The organism is Pseudomonas sp. GW821-FHT07G10 (genome assembly GCF_059418545.1).
The window spans coordinates 90,884-109,955 of the sequence record NZ_JBWKQB010000020.1 but is presented as its reverse complement, the minus strand read 5'-3'; the positions used below and the strand labels follow the sequence as shown (position 1 = coordinate 109,955).

Below are 19,072 nucleotides of genomic sequence, written 5' to 3'. Positions count from 1 at the left end.
CAATTAAACCAATACGCCGGACTGGCGCATGGCCTGTCGCAGCGGTTCGTGACAGGCAGCACTGAGCCAGGTGAGCGGCAGACGGATACCGTCCGGCATCAGGCCCATCTCGTGCAGGGCCCATTTCACGGGAATAGGGTTGGATTCGATAAACAGGGTTTTATTGAGTGGCATGAGCTTTTCGTGGATCGCACGGGCAGTCACGGCATCGCCACGCATTGCAGCGGCGCACAGATCGCTCATGGCACGCGGGGCAACGTTGGCGGTTACCGAGATGTTGCCTTTGCCGCCGAGCAGCATCAGCTCGACCGCGGTCGCGTCGTCACCGGAGTACACCAGGAAGTCGCTGCTCACGCCGGCCAGGATGTCCTTGGCGCGCTGCAGATCACCGGTGGCTTCTTTGATGCCGATGATATTCGGCACGGTAGACAGGCGGATCACCGTCTCGGCCAGCATGTCGCACGCAGTACGGCCCGGCACGTTATAGAGAATCTGCGGGATATCGACCGCTTCGGCGATGGTGCGGAAGTGTTGATACAGACCTTCTTGCGTCGGTTTGTTGTAGTAAGGCGTTACCAGCAGGCACGCGTCGGCGCCAGCGTTCTTCGCGTTGGTAGTCAGTTCGATCGCTTCGCGCGTCGAATTGGCGCCTGTGCCGGCGATCACCGGGATACGCCCTGCAACTTGAGCTACCACGCGACGAATCACTTCGATGTGTTCGTTCACATCAAGGGTGGCCGACTCACCTGTAGTGCCGACCGCCACGATGGCGTTGGTGCCCTCTTGCAGGTGGAAGTCCACCAGTTTGCTCAGACTGTCCCAATCGAGACGACCCTGTGCATCCATGGGTGTGACCAGTGCCACCATACTGCCCGCAATCATGCAACCGCTCCTGCCGGAAAAAGAGAACGGTAATGGTACTGGCGCCAAGATGCTTGTACAAGCGAAGTACTACGCTCGCGCCATTCCCCTGAGCGATGGTTTTCGCTACCCTTCAGACTTTGATCGGTACTGATAAGCTTGTACGCCGGGTTCCAGCCTCCCTTTTCGGCATCCGAAGCCCTCGATTCCCCGTTGCCACCCCTTGCTCTCGTCTCACTGGAGCTCGTCGCAACCTCTGGATTCAGGGTTTCTGAATTCGTATCCGGACGCTCGCCCCCCAGTACTCGAGCCCGTAAAGTATCGACCGCTCATCGTATTAGGAATGCTGCATGTCCACCCCCACAGTTCGCGAACAATTCCTTGTCATCAGTGCCCTCGGCGCCAACCCCATGGAGCTGACTAACGTCCTGTGCCGCGCCAGCCATGAAAATCGCTGCGCCGTGGTGACCTCCCGCCTGACTCGCCATGGCGAATGCAGCGCGTTGGTCCTGCAGATTTCAGGCAGCTGGGACGCCCTGGCGCGCCTGGAAGCCGGCTTGCCCTCTCTTGCCAAGAAGCACGCTTTCACCGTTAACGTAGTGCGTAGCGCTGCGCTAGAAAATCGTCCCGAGGCATTGCCTTATGTGGCGTATGTCAGTTCGGCCTATCGCTCGGATATCGTCAACGAGCTGTGCCAGTTCTTCATCGACCATCACGTCGAGCTGGAAAACCTGACCTGCGACACCTACCAGGCCCCGCAAACCGGCGGCACCATGCTTAACGCAACGTTCACCGTGACCTTGCCGGCCGGCGTGCAGATCAGCTGGCTGCGCGACCAGTTCCTGGATTTTGCCGACGCGCTGAACCTCGATGCGCTGATCGAACCGTGGCGCCCTCAGAACCCAATGTAAGGAAGCTTTCATGGCCGTTGCTATCGACCAACCCGTCGCTGACTTCGAAGCGCCTGCCACCAGCGGGCAAACCGTCAGCCTCGCAGGACTCAAAGGCAAACAAGTGGTGATCTACTTCTACCCGAAGGACAGCACACCCGGCTGCACCACCGAAGGTCAGGGTTTTCGTGATCAGTATCCCGAGTTCAAGGCTGCCAACACCGAAGTGTTCGGCGTGTCCCGCGACAGCTTGAAGTCCCACGAGAACTTCAAGTGCAAGCAGGAGTTTACGTTCGAACTGATCAGCGACAAGGACGAGGCCCTCTGCCAGCTGTTCGACGTGATCAAGCTGAAAAAGCTCTACGGCAAAGAGTACATGGGCGTAGACCGCAGCACTTTCCTGATCGACAAGGATGGCGTCCTGCGTCAGGAGTGGCGCGGTGTGAAAGTACCCGGCCACGTGGATGCCGTGCTGGCTGCAGCCCAGACCCTCAACAAGATCTGATCCTGTTTAAGCGATGCGCTGTCCGCCCAGGACGCCATCGCGGGCAAACCCTAGAGCAAGGGCGCTACAACCGGCTCCTTGCTCGGCCAGGCATCCAGCACCGCCTTGAACAGGGTAGCCAGCGGAATTGCGAAGAAAATCCCCCAGAAGCCCCACAACCCGCCAAACAACAGCACCGCACAGATGATCGCCACCGGATGCAGGTTGACCGCCCCCGAAAACAGCAGCGGCACCAGCACGTTGCCGTCCAGCGTCTGAATAATCCCGTACACCGCCATCAGATAAATGAACTGATCGCTCCAGCCCCACTGGAACAGCGCAATCAGCATCACCGGCACGGTCACTACTACCGCGCCGACGTAGGGCACCACGACCGAAATCCCGACCAACAGCGCGAGCAATGCCGCATAGTTCAGACCCAGCGTCACAAAGGCAATGTAAGTAATGCCGCCGCAAATAAAGATTTCGATAACCTTGCCGCGAATGTAATTGGCGATCTGACGATTCATTTCCTGCGCAACCCGGGTGATCAACGCTCGCTCGCGGGGCAGATAGCCACGGACCCATTGCCCGATCATTTCCCGGTCCTTGAGGAAGAAAAACACCAGGATCGGCACCAGAACCAGGTAGATCATGATGTTGACCAGCAACGGCAGACTGGACAGCGAGAACGTCAGCGCCCATTGACCGAACTTGCCAATCTCACCGCGTGCCACTTCGATGGCCTGCAACACCTGCTCGTCGGACACCAGATGCGGATAACGCTCCGGCAGCAGCAATAGCAGTGATTGCCACTTGGCGAGCATGCCCGGTAACTCGTTGAACAAGGTGATCAACTGATGCCAGAGCAACGGCACGACCACCACGATGAACACCAGCAGCACGCCCATGAACAAGGCGAACACCGTACCCACCGCTGCCCCGCCGGGCAAACTCAGGCGTTCAAGCGTGCTGACCAGCCCTTGCATCAGGTAGGCCAGCACCATACCCGCCAACACCGGCGCCAGCATGCCACCCAAGGTCAGTACCGCAGTAAAAGCCAGAAACAAGAGAACGGCCAGGACCACGGCCTCCTCATCGGAAAAGTAGCGCTGAATCCAGTCGCGTAACACTTTGAACATCAATGATCCTTATAAATGAGCGCTGCAGGTTTCAGGCTTTACGCAGCCAATAGCGATAGACGCCGTCGTCATCTTCTTCTCGAAGCAGCGTATGACCTGCCAAACGGGCAAAGGTGCGGAAATCGCGCTGGGAACCTGCGTCAGTAGCAATCACCTTGAGCACCGCACCGCTGGCCAGGCGATTGAGTTCCAGCTTGGCCTTGAGCAATGGCAACGGGCAGTTCAAGCCGCTGGCATCAAGTTCGGCGTCGTGCGTTAAAGCGTCGGTCATTACTTTGCTCCTGACAGGCATTCAAGCCGCCTAGAATATCTGGTCCCAAGCCAAGTGTCCGGCTACAGTAGGCTCTTTGTCGACTAAGGCTTTGTGCATGACCTTTTTGCGCCCTACCCTGCTGACGCTCGCCTGCCTGCTCGCCTCACCAGGCTTCGCCGACGACCTGCCGTCACTCGGTGACGCCAGCTCTGCCATCGTCTCACCGCAACAGGAGCACCAATTGGGCCGTGCCTGGCTGGCGCTGTTGCGCAGCCAGGTGTCGCAGCTCAACGACCCGCAACTCAAGGACTACGTCGAGTCCAGCGTCTATAAACTGGTGGAGACCAGCCAGGTCAATGACCGGCGTCTGGAGTTCATTCTGATCAATAGCCCGCAACTCAACGCCTTTGCGGCGCCGGGCGGGATCGTAGGGGTCAACGGCGGGCTCTTCCTCAATGCCCAGACCGAAGGCGAATATGCGTCGGTGCTGGCTCACGAATTGGCTCACTTGTCGCAACGCCACTTTGCTCGCGGCGTAGAAGCCCAGCAACGCCTGCAAGTGCCAATGATGGCAGCCTTGCTGGCCGGGATCGTGATCGCGGCCGCCGGTGCCGGCGATGCCGGGATTGCGACCATCGCCGGTACCCAGGCTGCGGCGGTTCAGGAACAGCGACGCTTCTCGCGCCAGAACGAGCAGGAAGCCGACCGCATTGGCATTCTCAACCTGGAAAAAGCCGGTTACGACCCGCGCTCCATGCCAACCATGTTCGAAAGGCTCATGCGCCAGTACCGCTTCGATGCCAAACCGCCGGAATTCCTGCTGACTCACCCGGTCACCGAATCGCGGATCGCCGATACCCGCAACCGCGCCGAACAATCCAAACCGGGCGGCACCGAAGACAGCCTGCGCTATCAATTGATTCGCGCACGGGTCCAGTTGAACTACGAAGGAACCCCGGGGCTGGGCGCCAAACGCTTCCGTGCTCAACTCGATGAAAACCCGAACAATGAGGTGGCCCGCTACGGCTTGGCGATCGCCCAGATCAAAGGCAGTCAGTTCAATGAGGCACGAGAGAACCTCAAACAACTGCTGGCCAAATCACCGAACGACATCACCTATAACCTGGCGCAGATTGACCTGGACATCACCAACAGCCGCCTGCCAGATGCCCAATCACGAGTCGATCGGATGCTCAAGCAGTATCCGGGCAACTATCCGCTGAACCAGGTGCGTGTTGAATTGTTGCTCAAGCAGAACCACCCCGCTGACGCCGAAAAAGCGCTCGAGGCTCTGCTCAAGACCCGTCCGGACGATCCGGATGTCTGGTACATGGTGGCGGAAACCCGCGGACTATCTGGCAACATCATTGGCCTGCATCAAGCCCGTGCCGAATACTTCGCGCTGGTCGGCGATTACCGGCAGGCGATTCAGCAACTCGACTTTGCCAAACGCCGCGCTGGCACCAACTTCCCCCTGTCCTCAAGAATCGATGCCCGACAAAGGGAGCTGATGGACCAGGAACAAATGATCAAAGACATGATGCGCTGACTTTTATCCCGCCCACAAAAAAAGCCCGTCTCTTTCGAGACGGGCTTTTTAATGCCGCGAATAACCGGTTACCCGGTTATTCAGCCAGTTTGAAGGTAATGAAGCTGGCACGACCTTGACGTAGAACCCGCATCGACACCGAACGATTCTTCGGCAGCGCCTTGGCGATCTCGGTAAATTCCTTGGCCGAACCAATTGCCTGGTTATTCAAGTGAGTAATCACGTCGCCCGGCTGCAAGCCGATCAAGGCGGCAGGACCATCCTGAACTTCCTTGATGACTACACCACCCTTGAGGTCGTAGGTCTTCTTCTGCTCATCGGTCAGCTCAACCACGGCAACACCCAAACGGTTGCTGCTGCGCTCGACACCGGATTTAGGCAGGGCGTCCAACTCTTTACCTTCTTCAGGAATAGCGCCAACGGTCAGCTCGACGTTTTTGCGCTTGCCCTCACGGACGACTTCAAGCTTAGCCTTGGAGCCAGCCTTGAGTGCGCCCACCAGATGCGGCAGATCCGCAGACATGACAATCGGCTGATCATTCATGCTCAGGATCACGTCGCCCACTTGCAGGCCACCCTTGGCCGCCGGGCCGCCATCCTGGATCTGTGCCACCAGCGCACCGGCGGGCTTCTCCAGACCGAAGGACTCTGCCAGGTCTTTGTTCACTTCCTGGATCACCACCCCCAGCCAGCCACGGCTGACTTTGCCGCCGCTCTTCAGCTGGTTGGAAACGTCCATCGCAACATCGATCGGGATAGCGAACGACACGCCCATGAAGCCGCCGGAACGGGTGAATATCTGCGAGTTGATCCCGACCACTTCACCGGCAAGGTTGAACAGCGGACCGCCGGAGTTACCCGGATTGATCGGCACGTCAGTCTGGATGAACGGCACATAGTTTTCGTTCGGCAGACTACGACCGATGGCGCTGACGATGCCTTGGGTCACAGTGTGATCAAAACCAAACGGCGAGCCGATAGCGACAACCCATTGCCCGGCTTTCAAGTCCTGGGATTTGCCCAGCTTCAGAACCGGTAGATCCTTGCCTTCAATCTTCAGCAGCGCCACATCGGAACGCGGATCAGTGCCGATCAACTTGGCTTTCAACTCACTGCGATCAGCCAGCCGCACGACGATTTCATCCGCATCGGCGATCACATGGTTGTTGGTCAGGATGTAGCCGTCAGGCGAGATAATGAAACCCGAACCCAGCGATCGGGCTTCGCGCTGACGATCACCACGTGGCGAACGCGGCTGCGGCATGCCGTGCTCGAAGAACTCGCGCAACATCGGTGGCAAGCCTTCCAGATCAGGCATTTGAGCCGAATCTGAGACCTTGCGATCAGGGAGTTTTTGGGTGGTGCTGATATTCACCACCGCGGGCGAAGCTTGTTCGACCAGCTGCGTGAAGTCAGGAAGCTCAGCCGCCTGGGCGGCGACCGTCTGACCCAGCAACAACACAGTGGCGACAATGGATAGATAAGACTTCAAACGTGGTATCGACATACGGCTCCCGTTACAACGAGCATGGTTAAGCGATATGGAGCAAGAAACACCGGGAAAATATACGCCGGTACTTTTGTTCCGGGAACAACAAACAAGGCCAGAGCCGAGGACTCTGACCTATAGAAAAATTCTGGATTCTTTGCAAGTTGAAATACTCACCAAATATTTCGACATCTCAATTGTGGAGTAGGCATTGCTGAACTCTTGCACAACCAAACGCTTTGATGAGCATTGCTTCAGCCGCTCACTGCTTGGACGCAGTGGCATCGGTGCGCATGGAAAGCGCAATCCGCTCAGCGGTGCCGATCGGTATCTCGCCAACCACCGTCACCATCACCTCACCCTCCGGCGTGGTCAGTCGTCGCGAAACCGCAACGGTCGGGCCTAGCTGAGTTCGGGTATCGGTGACTACTGCACCGTTGAGTGGCTCAAGGAACACCGAGAATCGTGCCAGGCCATCGTCATACATCAGACTGTTGACCAGTATCTTCGTGTCCGGATCCTTGCGGGCAGCGCTGCTGGTCAATTCGAATCCTGGTGGCAACCAGTCTGAATGCCAAGCCTGCGCAGTCTTCACTGCCGAAGCCTTGTCGCTGTCGAGAACCACAGGCTTGCACTCGGCACTGGCTTGCAGCTCGCCGTCCTTGGGCACATCACCAGTATTGAGCTGGGTAAACTGGAACCGCTCAAGCAATTGCCCTTTGTCATTCAACAGCAATGACTTCAATGGCAAGCCTGTTTCGCGGTCCAGATGGAGTTCGAAACCATACCGATGCTGATCACGAGGAGTCAGCGAAACTATGACTGCCGGTCGACCGGCCACGCGCGACCTGCCAATAACGGCAAGGTCATACCAATTCTTGAGCTTTTGTGGATCAAGTGCACGAGCGGTAGAGTTGGGAGCATCCCCAAGCCCTGCTATCAGTGTGCCACTGACGCATTGAGTATGCCCATCAATGCGCACGACCTCCTGAGCCGAGCCGTCGAGCTGAATCAAACGCTCGAGGACCTTGCCATCCTGAACGCGGTGCCAGATGTGATGGGAAGAAAAACTACCGTTACGCTCGTAAACGAAAGTACCGTGAAAGCTTTGCTGTTGCTCGGCCTGCCCCAGACGGGTCAACCAGTCCTGGGCTTCATCGGCATGGGCTGGAACAATGAACCAGCCACCAAGCAGAAGCGTAAGTAGAGGTATGGCGCGCATGATCCTCCTTAGCGGTTTTCCAGGCTTGCCGCACGGGCATAAGGCAGAGCGCTTTCAGTGCCTTTCAGTGCAGCTTGTTGAGCATGTTGACGCAAGTAGCCTGGCAGACGCTGATCATGCCAGCCTGGCTGACCTTGCAGCACACCATTGGTCATAGGACCAGCGGCTTCCGAACTCTCACTATAGCCTGCCAACACCGCTGGTCCCTTAATTTGCGGAACAGCCAGACCTGGTTGAGTCGATTGCTGAGCCAATTCGACTCCCGCAATCTCATCGTGGTTATACAGGCGTACACCCGCCAGCACGGCAACCGTCACCGAAGCGGCAACAGCCAGACGACCCAGGCTGCGCCATGGACCACGAGTCGCTTTTACCGGTACGGTTTCATCTGCCAGAGCCGCAGAAACTGCTGCAGCGATGTCCAGACGAGGGAGCAACAAGTCCTTGTGCATCGCTGCCCGAGCGATTTGGTAACGAGCCCAGGTGTCGCGGGTTTCAACATCGTCAAATGCATTCAATACCCGACGTAGTTCCAGTTCGTCCGCTTCGTTATCCATCACTGCGGACAGCGATTCCTGCAGGGCTTCACGACTCATGGCGGTTCCTCTCTTGGCTATCGCCGCTGTCTCGGTTATTCCTGCAACAACGGCTGCAGGGCTTTATCGATGGCTTCCCGAGCACGGAAAATCCGGGAACGCACGGTACCCACCGGACACTGCATGACGCTCGCAATGTCCTCGTAACTCAGACCATCGAATTCACGTAAAGTTAACGCCGTACGTAAATCTTCTGGCAGTTGCTGAATGGTTCGATGGACGGTGCCTTCGATCTCATCGCGCAGTAATGCACGCTCCGGCGACTCGAGATCCTTGAGGCCATGATCGCCGTCGTAGAACTCCGCATCTTCAGAACTGACATCGCTATCCGGCGGCCGACGGCCGCGTGAAACCAGATAGTTCTTCGCCGTGTTGATGGCGATACGGTACAGCCACGTATAAAACGCACTGTCGCCACGAAAATTGCCAAGTGCACGATAAGCCTTGATAAAAGCTTCTTGTGCGACATCCTGGGCTTCATGGGTGTCGTGCACGAAACGCACGATCAACCCGAGAATTTTGTGCTGGTATTTCAGCACTAGCAGATCGAAAGCTCGCTTGTCGCCGCGTTGAACGCGCTCTACAAGCTGCTGATCCTCTTCCTGGGTTAGCATGAACACTCCTCGTTAAACTCGGAGGAGGCTTGCATTACCAAACGATCTAGCCTGCAAACATAGACTCGGGTTTTTCGCAAAAGTTCTCCCCCTCCAAGCAAGTTTCCTGCGTGCTCTGATTTGGCACGCACGAAAAGCGCAGCTCGGGCAATGCCGGCCGCGCGAATAATCCTGTCGTCGAAACCACCTGCAAAGACCGGTACACAAATCCGGCATAGCTCCGACACTCTCCCCCTCCTTCGGGCAACCTACTATTGAGCCTGCCCACCCGGCAAAAGTTCCACATTTTTATAGCTGCGCATAACGAACATTGTGCAACCGTGAGGAGAAAAACACCGCTTCGTCCTCAATATGGTCGTCTTTTCGTCGATTTACCGGAAAATCAACCGACACACCGTCAGTCTGATGACAGTCTTTTCAGTCACAGTAGTTTCACAATGCCACGAAGGCCCGACTATTGTGCCGATCCCCCCCTCTATATACTAGTGGGCTGTATGGCTGCCTAGACTCGCCGATCCAGGTGTCTTGCGCCAACCCCGACCCGGGTCGCTTTGAGCGGAATCCTGAAATGAGCCAACAGTTTCAACACGATGTACTGGTAATAGGTAGCGGTGCTGCCGGCTTGAGCCTTGCGCTGACCTTGCCCGGTCATCTGCGCATTGCCGTACTAAGCAAAGGCGACCTCGCCAATGGCTCGACATTCTGGGCCCAGGGCGGCGTTGCTGCCGTGCTGGATGACACCGACACCGTTGAGTCCCATGTCGATGACACGCTCAATGCTGGCGGCGGCCTGTGCCATGAAGACGCCGTACGCTTTACTGTCGAGCATAGCCGAGAGGCGATTCAATGGCTGATCGATCAGGGCGTGCCCTTCACCCGCGATGAACAATCCGGCACCGAAGACGGTGGTTTCGAGTTCCACCTGACCCGCGAAGGCGGCCACAGTCATCGACGGATCATCCACGCCGCGGATGCCACTGGCGCGGCAATTTTCAAAACCTTGCTGGACCAGGCAAAACAACGGCCAAATATCGAACTGCTGGAACAGCGAGTCGCAGTCGATCTGATCACTGAAAAGCGCCTGGGCCTTGGCGGCGACCGTTGCCTTGGTGCCTACGTGCTCAACCGCGGCACCGGCGAAGTCGACACCTTTGGCGCGCGCTTCACCATTCTCGCCTCCGGTGGCGCAGCAAAAGTCTATCTCTATACCAGCAACCCTGACGGCGCCTGCGGTGATGGCATCGCAATGGCCTGGCGCTCGGGTTGCCGGGTGGCAAATCTGGAATTCAATCAGTTCCACCCCACCTGCCTCTATCACCCACAAGCCAAGAGCTTTCTGATTACCGAAGCCCTGCGCGGCGAAGGTGCACACCTGAAGCTGCCGAACGGCGAACGCTTCATGCAGCGCTTCGACCCTCGAGCCGAACTGGCGCCGCGCGACATCGTCGCCCGCGCCATCGACCATGAGATGAAGCGTCTGGGCATCGATTGCGTATACCTGGATATCAGTCACAAGCCGCAAGCATTCATCAAGACCCACTTCCCGACCGTCTATGAGCGCTGCCTGGAATTTTCCATCGACATCACCAAGCAGCCGATCCCGGTTGTCCCGGCGGCGCACTACACCTGCGGCGGAGTGATGGTCGATCAACAAGGCCGCACCGATGTACCAGGCCTGTACGCCATCGGCGAAACCAGCTTCACCGGCCTGCACGGGGCCAACCGCATGGCCAGCAACTCGCTGCTGGAGTGTTTTGTCTACGCCCGCTCGGCGGCCGCGGACATACTTGAGCAGTTGCCGAAAATCCAGGCGCCTCTGGCCCTGCCCGCCTGGGATGCCAGCCAGGTCACCGATTCCGATGAAGACGTGATCATCGCGCACAACTGGGATGAGTTGCGGCGCTTCATGTGGGACTACGTCGGTATCGTGCGCACCAACAAACGCCTGCAACGAGCGCAGCATCGTGTGCGTTTGCTGCTGGACGAGATTGACGAGTTCTACAGTAACTACAAGGTCAGCCGGGATCTGATCGAATTGCGCAACCTGGCTCAGGTTGCCGAATTGATGATCCGCTCAGCCATGGAGCGCAAGGAAAGCCGCGGCCTGCATTACACCCTCGACTACCCGAATATGCTGCCGGTTGCCCTCGACACTATTCTGGTGCCGCCCACCTACGCCGACTGAACTTGAGCCGAACCCGCAGGCGCCGGTGCACATCCGCCGCCTGCGAGTCACGCGGCACGCAGATCGCCCGCACGCACCGCTCACCGCGCAAACGAAAACGCAGCACGACGATCACTGGCAATGCCAGGCTGTCGGGCCGCAACTGTACGGCCTGCCAGCCATGGGCGGCATTCCAGAGTTGCCAGCCATCGGCATTACGGCGCAAACCGGTAAACGAGGCGCGATGAGTCAATAAAATTTGCCGCGGTAGCGCCCACAGGCCATGGGCCAGGCACAGTACAACGCCGGGCAGACTCGCCCAGATCGGTATAGCGAGAAGAGATAGCGAACCCAGCGTGAGCAGCTGAGCCAGAAGATACGCCGCCAGCAATTGCCGTGAGGCATGCCAGCGGCATTCGAAATGATTACTTGGGCTGGACACGGTCCAGAATCATCCGGACCATGCGCTGCAACTCAGGATCTTGCGATTCGGTACGTTCCATGAACCAGCCGAACATGTCCTGATCTTCACACTCAAGCAACTTGCGATAGCATTCGCGGTCTTCAGCATTCAAATGCGGGTAGACCTCTTTCACGAATGGCACCAGCAACACGTCCAGCTCAAGCATGCCGCGGCGGCTATGCCAGTAGAGGCGATTGAGTTCAACATCTTCGACCATGGAGCGCTCCTCAAATAGAGCGCAAGTATACAGGGGGCGGCTGCGACGAACAGTCGGCTTTGGTCGGGCACTACCTATCCTTTGTAAACTACCCATTTCAAGGGCGCCCCCTTATGATGTCCCCCAGACTTTTTACCCTGTGATGACCCATGGCTGATTCCGCATTTTTCTGTACCTTGTCTCACGAAGGCGTTCTTGCCGTTCGTGGCCCGGACGCCAGCAAATTCCTTCAGGGGCAACTGACCTGCAACCTCAATTACCTGAGCGAAACCCAGGCCAGTCTCGGCGCACGCTGCACCCAGAAGGGCCGTATGCAATCGAGCTTTCGCATCCTGCTTGAAGGCGACGGCTGCCTGCTGGCGATGGCAACCGAGCTCCTGGAACCGCAACTGACGGACTTGAAAAAGTACGCCGTATTCTCCAAATCCAAACTAACCGACGACAGCGCATCCTGGGTTCGCTTCGGTCTCGGCCAGGCGGACGCCGCTCTGTCGGCCCTGGGTCTTGATCTGCCACAAGAAACCGACGCAGTGGCGCGTGGTAATGGTTTGATCGCGATTCGCGTGTCCCCCGACAGAGCCGAACTCTGGGCTGCTGCGGATCAAGCCCAAACCCTGCGTGGTCAATTGTCCGGGCAACTGGTCGAAGGCGATCTGAATCAGTGGTTGCTGGGGCAAGTTCGCGCCGGCATCGGCCAGGTCATGCCGAGCACCCGTGAGTTGTTCATTCCGCAAATGCTCAACCTGCAAGCCGTTGGCGGCGTGAGTTTCAAGAAAGGCTGCTACACCGGCCAGGAAATCGTCGCGCGCATGCAGTACCTGGGCAAGCTCAAGCGTCGTCTGTATCGACTGCAACTGGACGCAGCCGAGCTGCCTGAGCCCGGCACGCCGCTGTTTTCCCCAAGCCACGGCAGTTCCATCGGCGAAGTGGTCATCGCCGCCGGTGCCGGACAAAACGTTGAACTGCTGGCGGTGCTGCAAGCCGAAGCAGCAGAAGGTGGCATCATCCATCTTGGCGCCCTTGAAGGCCCCGCCCTGCAACTGCTCGATCTGCCTTACCAACTGGACCGTGATCGCGAAATCCAGCGTTAATTGCAGCACCTTTTTTTGCAATACCCTAGAGAACAGAAATGAGCGAGCTGGCGGAAAAGGTCCAACAGGATTTGGTTGAGGCCATCGATAACGATGACCTGGTTCTGCCAACGTTACCGGAAGTGGCCCTCAGGATTCGCAAGGCCGCTGAAGACCCGGAAATCAGTGTCAGCACCCTGAGCAAAGTGATTGGCCGCGATACGGCGCTGTCTGCGCGTCTGATCAAAGTGGTCAACAGCCCTTTGCTGCGTGCAACCCAGGAAGTGACCGACCTGCATACGGCGATCACCCGGCTGGGCGTCAACTACAGCAGTAACCTCGCCATCGGCCTGGTCATGGAACAGATTTTCCATGCCCGCTCCGAAGTGGTGGCGCAGAAAATGCACGATGTCTGGCGCAAGAGCCTGGAAGTGGCCGGAGTCAGTTATGCCCTGTGCCGCAGCCATACTCAATTGAAGCCGGATCAGGCGGCCCTCGGCGGGCTGGTGCATCAGATCGGCGTGCTGCCGATTCTGACCTACGCCGAAGATCACTATGAGTTGTTGTCGGACCCGGTCAGCCTAAACCATGTGATCGAGCGCATTCACCCGTTGCTCGGCGACAAGCTGCTCAGGGTCTGGGAGTTTCCCGAAATGCTGGTAAAGCTGCCGGGGCAATACCTGGACTTCAAGCGCCGGTCGGAGCGGGTTGATTATGTCGATCTGGTGCAGATTGCCACGCTGTATTGCCACAAAGACACCGATCACCCGCTCGCCAGAATCGATGTCCTCAGCGTGCCGGCCCTCAAAAGGCTGGGCATCGATCCCGAGAACAAAACGATGTGCAGCGATCTGGAAGAGTCGCGTTCAATGTTTTATTAAACCGGATTTTTGTATCAAGGCGGCTATTGCATCGCGGGCAAGGACTGACAACACAAGCATTCAGCCTTACCCCGCGATAAAACTCACCCGCACCTTCAAGCCGGCCTGCGCGCCGTCGTGCAGGCTGATCTGCGCCAGGTGAGCGCGGCAGATTTCGCCAACAATCGCCAACCCCAAGCCGGAGCCTGCGACCTGCTGATTACGCCGATAGAAGCGCTCGAACACCCGATCACGCTCCTCAAGCGGGATCCCCGGTCCGTCGTCCTCGACTTCCAGCACGGCCGGAGCGGTGACCCGCAGGATCACGTTGCCACCTGATGGCGTGTGGGCCAGGGCGTTGTCCACCAGGTTGCTCAATAGCTCATTCAACAGTGTTGGTTCGCCGCGCAGCCACACCGGCTCGTCGGCTTCCAGGGCCAACGCCACGCCGCGCGCATGAGCCAGTGGCGCCATGGCCATACCCAGTTCGCGGGCCAACTGACTGAGATCCAGCAATTGTGCGCCACCCTCGGCAATCGCCCGCGCACCGTTTTCAACGCGAGCCAGGGAAAGCAATTGATTGGCCAGATGAGTCAAACGATCAGTGCCTTGGGCGGCGCTCTCTAAAGTGTTTCGCCAGATTTCCGGCTCCTTGGCGCGCAGACCCAATTCAAGGCGTGCCTTTAGTGCCGCCAGCGGTGTGCGCAACTCATGGGCCGCATCGGCAATAAACTGCGCCTGACGCTCGAACTGCCCACGCAAACGCTCGGTAAAGTGATTGAGTGCCCGCACCAACGGCCACAGTTCCCGCTGCACCTGCACCAGTGGCAAGGACCGCAGATCATCCGACTGACGCTCTTCCACCGCCGTGCGCAAACGCTCCAACGGGCGCAAGGCCGCACTGACCGCAAACCACACCAGCAGCAGTGCACCCATCGCCAGCAGGCCCAGCCGCAACAAGGTATCGGTCATCAGACTGCGAGCCATTCTGACTCGCGCCTCATCGGTTTCCGCCACACGAATTTCCGCCATGCCGTTCATGTTCGGATCACTGACGGGCTTGAGCAGGCTCACCACTCGCACGTTCTGCCCTTGATAGGTGGCATTGTAGAAGCGCGCCAGCGCCGGATAATCGTCGGTACGCGGCGTACCTGGCGGTGGGCCTGGCAGGTTTTCGTAGCCGGAAATCAGCTTCTGATGAGTATCATTGACCTGGTAGTAAATCCGCCCGGCGCTGTCATAAGCGAAGGTATCGAGGGCGACGTAAGGCACATCGGCACTCAGACCTCCATCGCGCTGGGACAGGCCGGCGGCGATAGTCCGAGCCGAGGCCAGCAAGGTCCGGTCATAAGCGGTGTCGGCAGCTTCCCGACCGTTCCAGTAAGCGCTCAAGCCGCTGGCCACCATCAACACCACCAGCAACAGCGCGAGGTTCCACAGTAACCGCCAACGCAGACTGCCGGGCTTATGCATCGCGGCTTTCCAACAAGTAGCCAAGCCCCCTGAAGGTCACGATCGCCACTGGCTGTCCATCGAGCTTCTTGCGCAAGCGGTGGACGTAGATTTCGATGGCGTCAGGGCTGGCTTCTTCGTCCAGACCAAACACCTGCGAAGCAAGCTGCTCCTTGCTCATCACCCGACCGGGCCTGGCGATCAGTGCCTCGAGCACCGCCTGTTCGCGGGAAGTCAGGGTGAGCAATTCATCGCCCAGGGTGAAGCGCCGCGTATCCAGGTCATACACCAGCACGCCGCAACGCTGCTGGCGCTCGCCACCCAGCACACTGCGACGCAGCAGTGCCTTGACCCGCGCTTCAAGCTCCGTGAGTTCAAAGGGTTTTGCCAGGTAATCGTCGGCGCCGAGGTTGAGTCCATGAACCCGATCCTTGACGTCGCTGCGGGCAGTCAACATCAGCACCGGCAGGTTTTTCCCACGAGCGCGCAATCGCGCCAGCACCTCGAAACCGTCCATGCGCGGCAGGCCGACGTCGAGAACCGCCACCGCGTATTCCTCGCTGCTCAAGGCCAGGTCGGCGGCCACTCCATCGTGCAGCACGTCGACGGTCAGACCGGTGCTTTTCAGCGCCTGGGCGACACTTTCGGCTAACTGAAGATGGTCTTCGACAAGAAGAACACGCATGGATCACTACCTCATTCAGGAACGGTCGACACCATTCTTTGGCGCGGAGTTTACAGCCGCACCCGCCGCTGTGAAGCCTGAAAACAGTGAAAGTCTGCTGAAAGGTTAGCGAAAGGTAGGCCCGTTAGAGTCCAGCCGCGGACAGTTTCGACTGCCGTGACTATTGAAGATCAGTTAGAAAAACGCCTCGAAGCGTTTTCGCCAATAAGAACAATAACGGAGTACTTCACAATGCTGTCCATGCAGCCTCAGGCTCGTCCGCCTGCTCGTTTTTCCCGCCTTGGCCAGACCGCCCTTGCCAGTGCCGCCACCCTCGCCGGCTTTTCGCCGTTAAGCCAGGCAGCCTTCTTCGAAGACAGTAGCGCCACGTTCGAAACCCGCAATATGTATTTCAACCGCGACTTCCGCGATGGCACCAGCGCCCAGCAATCCAAGCGTGACGAATGGGCTCAGGGCTTCATGCTCAACCTGCAATCGGGTTACACCGAAGGCACCGTAGGTTTCGGTGTCGACGCACTGGGTATGCTCGGGGTCAAACTCGACTCCAGCCCCGACCGCACCGGCACCGGCCTGTTGCCAATCCATGATGATGGGCGCGCCGCAAACGAGTACTCCAAACTCGGCCTGACCGGCAAGGTGAAGATCTCCGCCACCGAACTCAAGATCGGCAGCCTGATCCCGGAACTGCCGATCCTCAAGCCCAACGACGGGCGCATCCTGCCGCAGACCTTCGAAGGCGGCCTGCTGACCTCCAGGGAAATCAAGAACCTGACCTTCACCGGCGGACGTCTGGACAAGGCCAAGGATCGCGATGACACCAACTACGAGGACATCGCCCTCAACAACAAGAACAGCCGCTTTGTGTCGGGTGCCACTGGCAAGCATTTCGACTTCGGCGGCGTAGATTACAAGTTCACCGACAAAATCACCGGCAGCTACCACTACGCCCAACTTGATGACGTGTACAAGCAGCACTTCGTCGGCGTGGTCGCGTCGCAACCGTTCGGCCCCGGCACTTTCGCCACCGACCTGCGTCTGGCCATCAGTGACGACCAGGGCGCAGCCCGTGGCGGCAAGATCGACAATAAATCCCTCAACGGTCTGGTCAGCTATGCCTTGAACGGGCATAAACTCAGTGCCGGCTATCAGCACATGTCCGGCGATAGTGCCTTTCCCTATGTCGATGGCAGTGATCCGTACCTGGTCAACTTCGTCCAGATCAACGACTTTGCCGGCGCCGAAGAACGCTCATGGCAGGCCCGCTACGACTTTGACTTCGCCAGGCTGGGCATTCCCGGCCTGAGTTTCATGAGCCGTTACATCAGCGGTGACAACATCAAGTTGAAAAACGGCGAGACTGGTAAAGAGTGGGAACGCAACAGCGAGATCAGATACGTCGTGCAAAGCGGCACCTTGAAAAACGTTGCCGTGCGCCTGCGCAACGCCACTTACCGTTCCAACTACTCTGCCCGCGATGCCGATGAAGTGCGTTTGCTGGTGAGCTACAGCGTTGATCTTTGGTAATCGCCTCATCCAATAACAACAATAGGGAGATCCACATGAACTTATCACTGCGTCGCTTCGCCCTGGCCGCCAGTTGCATGCTCTTTGCCGGCCAATTGCTCGCGGCTACAGAGCCAAAACGCCCGGAATGTATCGCACCGGCCTCGCCGGGCGGTGGTTTCGACCTGACCTGCAAACTGGCGCAAACCGCGCTGGTCAACGAAAAACTGCTGAGCAAACCAATGCGTGTGACCTACATGCCTGGCGGTGTTGGCGCAGTGGCTTACAACGCGGTGGTCGCTCAGCGTCCGGCCGACGCCGGTACGCTGGTCGCCTGGTCCAGCGGTTCGTTGCTGAACCTGGCCCAAGGCAAGTTCGGACGTTTCGATGAAACCGCCGTGCGTTGGCTGGCAGCGGTTGGCACCAGCTACGGTGCTATCGCAGTGAAAAGTGACTCGCCCTACAAGAACCTCGACGATCTGGTCCAGGCGCTGAAGAAAGATCCGAGCAAAGTGGTGATCGGCTCCGGCGGCACCGTCGGCAGCCAGGACTGGATGCAGACAGCACTGATCGCCAAGGCCGCCGGGATCAACCCGCGTGACCTGCGTTATGTCGCCCTCGAAGGCGGCGGTGAAATCGCCACCGCCCTGCTTGGCGGCCACATCCAGGTCGGCAGCACCGACATCTCCGACTCCATGCCGCACATCCTGAGCGGTGACATGCGCCTGCTGGCGGTTTTCGCCGAGAACCGCCTGGACGAGCCGGAAATGAAAAACATTCCGACCGCCAAGGAACAGGGCTATGACATCGTCTGGCCGGTGGTACGTGGTTTCTATCTCGGGCCAAAAGTCAGTGACGAAGACTATGCCTGGTGGAAAAACGCCTTCGACAAACTCCTGGCCTCGGAAGACTTCGCCAAGCTGCGGGATCAGCGTGAGCTGTTCCCGTTCGCCATGACCGGTCCGGAGCTGGACGCCTACGTGAAGAAGCAAGTCGCCGACTACAAGGTGCTTGCCAAAGAGTTCGGTTTGATCCAGTGATCGCCTCTGTCTAGCGGTTGCGCCCTTGCGCATCAGGGGCGTGACCCAGGAGTTCCTCATGCTCTTACAACGCATTTTCGCGTTCGCACTGCTATTGGTCTGTATTGGCCTGGCACTGATGGCGTGGCCGTATCAGGCCGCCTTTTCCTACGAACCTGTCGGGCCTCGAGCCTTTCCGCTGCTGATGCTCGGCCTGATGGGGCTGGCTCTGCTTTACCTGTTTTTTCGCCCGACGCCGATCGTGCACAGCGACGACGAACCGCAACTTGACCGCGAAACCCTGACCAAGATCGGCATCTGCGTAATGCTGTTGCTGGTATTCGCCGGGACCTTCGAACCGCTCGGATTCGTTGTTTCCAGCATCCTGGTCGGCATCCCAATGGCCCGTCTCTATGGCGGACGCTGGTTACCCAGCATGGTGATCATCAGCCTGATGAGTATCGGTCTGTACCTGCTGTTCGACCGGGTGATGGACGTGCCGCTGCCTTTGGGCCTGCTCGACGTTCTGGAGAATTGAT

20 protein-coding genes are annotated in these 19,072 nt (G+C 58.3%); 9 read left to right on the top strand and 11 right to left on the bottom strand.

Going from position 1 to position 19,072, the window contains the following annotated elements:
* Positions 1 to 3: 3 nt before the first annotated feature.
* On the bottom strand, positions 4 to 882 hold the full coding sequence (gene dapA / locus AC07O1_RS21005) for a 4-hydroxy-tetrahydrodipicolinate synthase (RefSeq protein ID WP_419115066.1): 879 nt from the start codon (positions 880 to 882) through the stop codon (positions 4 to 6).
* A 329-nt stretch (positions 883 to 1,211) separates the two neighbouring features.
* Between dapA and AC07O1_RS21000 the strand changes: the two genes are divergently transcribed.
* Positions 1,212 to 1,772: a glycine cleavage system transcriptional repressor gene (locus AC07O1_RS21000; protein WP_419115067.1), complete on the top strand. Its 561-nt coding sequence runs from the start codon at positions 1,212 to 1,214 to the stop codon at positions 1,770 to 1,772.
* Between the two features lie 10 nt (positions 1,773 to 1,782).
* The gene (locus tag AC07O1_RS20995; protein ID WP_495089979.1) at positions 1,783 to 2,256 is read left to right on the top strand and encodes a peroxiredoxin; all 474 of its coding nucleotides are present in this window, start codon (positions 1,783 to 1,785) and stop codon (positions 2,254 to 2,256) included.
* A gap of 50 nt (positions 2,257 to 2,306) precedes the next feature.
* Here AC07O1_RS20995 and AC07O1_RS20990 read toward each other — a convergent pair whose 3' ends face one another.
* The gene (locus AC07O1_RS20990; protein ID WP_494994544.1) at positions 2,307 to 3,377 is read right to left on the bottom strand and encodes an AI-2E family transporter; all 1,071 of its coding nucleotides are present in this window, start codon (positions 3,375 to 3,377) and stop codon (positions 2,307 to 2,309) included.
* A gap of 31 nt (positions 3,378 to 3,408) precedes the next feature.
* Positions 3,409 to 3,648: a sulfurtransferase TusA family protein gene (locus AC07O1_RS20985; RefSeq protein ID WP_494994543.1), complete on the bottom strand. Its 240-nt coding sequence runs from the start codon at positions 3,646 to 3,648 to the stop codon at positions 3,409 to 3,411.
* Positions 3,649 to 3,745: 97 nt separating this feature from the next.
* On the opposite strand from AC07O1_RS20985, the gene AC07O1_RS20980 reads away from it, so the two are divergent.
* Positions 3,746 to 5,179, top strand: a complete 1,434-nt coding sequence (locus AC07O1_RS20980) for a M48 family metalloprotease (RefSeq protein ID WP_495089978.1) — start codon at positions 3,746 to 3,748, stop codon at positions 5,177 to 5,179.
* Positions 5,180 to 5,255: 76 nt separating this feature from the next.
* Here the strand turns inward: AC07O1_RS20980 and AC07O1_RS20975 are convergent, their stop codons facing one another.
* The 4 genes from AC07O1_RS20975 to rpoE form a co-directional block, all read right to left on the bottom strand.
* Positions 5,256 to 6,686: a DegQ family serine endoprotease gene (locus tag AC07O1_RS20975; RefSeq protein ID WP_494994541.1), complete on the bottom strand. Its 1,431-nt coding sequence runs from the start codon at positions 6,684 to 6,686 to the stop codon at positions 5,256 to 5,258.
* Between the two features lie 244 nt (positions 6,687 to 6,930).
* On the bottom strand, positions 6,931 to 7,890 hold the full coding sequence (locus AC07O1_RS20970; protein ID WP_494994540.1) for a MucB/RseB C-terminal domain-containing protein: 960 nt from the start codon (positions 7,888 to 7,890) through the stop codon (positions 6,931 to 6,933).
* Between the two features lie 8 nt (positions 7,891 to 7,898).
* Entirely contained in the window at positions 7,899 to 8,486 is a 588-nt protein-coding gene (locus tag AC07O1_RS20965; RefSeq protein WP_494994539.1) for a sigma-E factor negative regulatory protein, read from the bottom strand.
* Positions 8,487 to 8,521: 35 nt separating this feature from the next.
* Entirely contained in the window at positions 8,522 to 9,100 is a 579-nt protein-coding gene (rpoE, locus tag AC07O1_RS20960) for an RNA polymerase sigma factor RpoE/AlgU (protein ID WP_494994538.1), read from the bottom strand.
* A 568-nt stretch (positions 9,101 to 9,668) separates the two neighbouring features.
* Between rpoE and nadB the strand changes: the two genes are divergently transcribed.
* Complete coding sequence (gene nadB / locus AC07O1_RS20955) at positions 9,669 to 11,285, top strand: L-aspartate oxidase (protein WP_494994537.1); 1,617 nt, start codon at positions 9,669 to 9,671, stop codon at positions 11,283 to 11,285.
* On the opposite strand, the gene AC07O1_RS20950 is transcribed toward nadB, so the two are convergent.
* The gene (locus tag AC07O1_RS20950; RefSeq protein WP_495089977.1) at positions 11,254 to 11,706 is read right to left on the bottom strand and encodes a protein YgfX; all 453 of its coding nucleotides are present in this window, start codon (positions 11,704 to 11,706) and stop codon (positions 11,254 to 11,256) included. The genes nadB and AC07O1_RS20950 overlap by 32 nt on opposite strands.
* A complete protein-coding gene (locus AC07O1_RS20945) occupies positions 11,690 to 11,944 on the bottom strand; it encodes an FAD assembly factor SdhE (protein WP_494994535.1) in 255 nt (84 codons plus the stop codon). The genes AC07O1_RS20950 and AC07O1_RS20945 overlap by 17 nt, the downstream gene beginning before the upstream one ends.
* Positions 11,945 to 12,093: 149 nt before the next feature.
* Here AC07O1_RS20945 and ygfZ point away from each other — a divergent pair, with 149 nt between their 5' ends.
* Both ygfZ and AC07O1_RS20935 read left to right on the top strand, forming a co-directional pair.
* A complete protein-coding gene (gene ygfZ, locus AC07O1_RS20940; protein WP_495089976.1) occupies positions 12,094 to 13,035 on the top strand; it encodes a CAF17-like 4Fe-4S cluster assembly/insertion protein YgfZ in 942 nt (313 codons plus the stop codon).
* Between the two features lie 38 nt (positions 13,036 to 13,073).
* Positions 13,074 to 13,895, top strand: coding sequence for an HDOD domain-containing protein (locus tag AC07O1_RS20935; RefSeq protein ID WP_495024411.1), 822 nt, complete (start codon positions 13,074 to 13,076; stop codon positions 13,893 to 13,895).
* Positions 13,896 to 13,961: 66 nt separating this feature from the next.
* Here the strand turns inward: AC07O1_RS20935 and AC07O1_RS20930 are convergent, their stop codons facing one another.
* Together AC07O1_RS20930 and AC07O1_RS20925 are read right to left on the bottom strand one after the other, a co-directional pair.
* Complete coding sequence (locus tag AC07O1_RS20930) at positions 13,962 to 15,347, bottom strand: sensor histidine kinase (protein WP_495089975.1); 1,386 nt, start codon at positions 15,345 to 15,347, stop codon at positions 13,962 to 13,964.
* On the bottom strand, positions 15,340 to 16,011 hold the full coding sequence (locus AC07O1_RS20925; protein ID WP_494994531.1) for a response regulator: 672 nt from the start codon (positions 16,009 to 16,011) through the stop codon (positions 15,340 to 15,342). The genes AC07O1_RS20930 and AC07O1_RS20925 overlap by 8 nt, the downstream gene beginning before the upstream one ends.
* Positions 16,012 to 16,242: 231 nt before the next feature.
* Between AC07O1_RS20925 and AC07O1_RS20920 the strand changes: the two genes are divergently transcribed.
* The 3 genes from AC07O1_RS20920 to AC07O1_RS20910 are packed head-to-tail and all read left to right on the top strand — an operon-like array spanning position 16,243 to position 19,071.
* On the top strand, positions 16,243 to 17,535 hold the full coding sequence (locus AC07O1_RS20920) for an OprD family porin (protein ID WP_495024412.1): 1,293 nt from the start codon (positions 16,243 to 16,245) through the stop codon (positions 17,533 to 17,535).
* 29 nt (positions 17,536 to 17,564) lie between these two features.
* Positions 17,565 to 18,554 (top strand): Bug family tripartite tricarboxylate transporter substrate binding protein, encoded by a 990-nt coding sequence (locus AC07O1_RS20915; protein ID WP_495089988.1) that lies wholly within the window; start codon positions 17,565 to 17,567, stop codon positions 18,552 to 18,554.
* Between the two features lie 58 nt (positions 18,555 to 18,612).
* Entirely contained in the window at positions 18,613 to 19,071 is a 459-nt protein-coding gene (locus tag AC07O1_RS20910) for a tripartite tricarboxylate transporter TctB family protein (RefSeq protein WP_495089974.1), read from the top strand.
* Position 19,072: the final 1 nt, after the last annotated feature.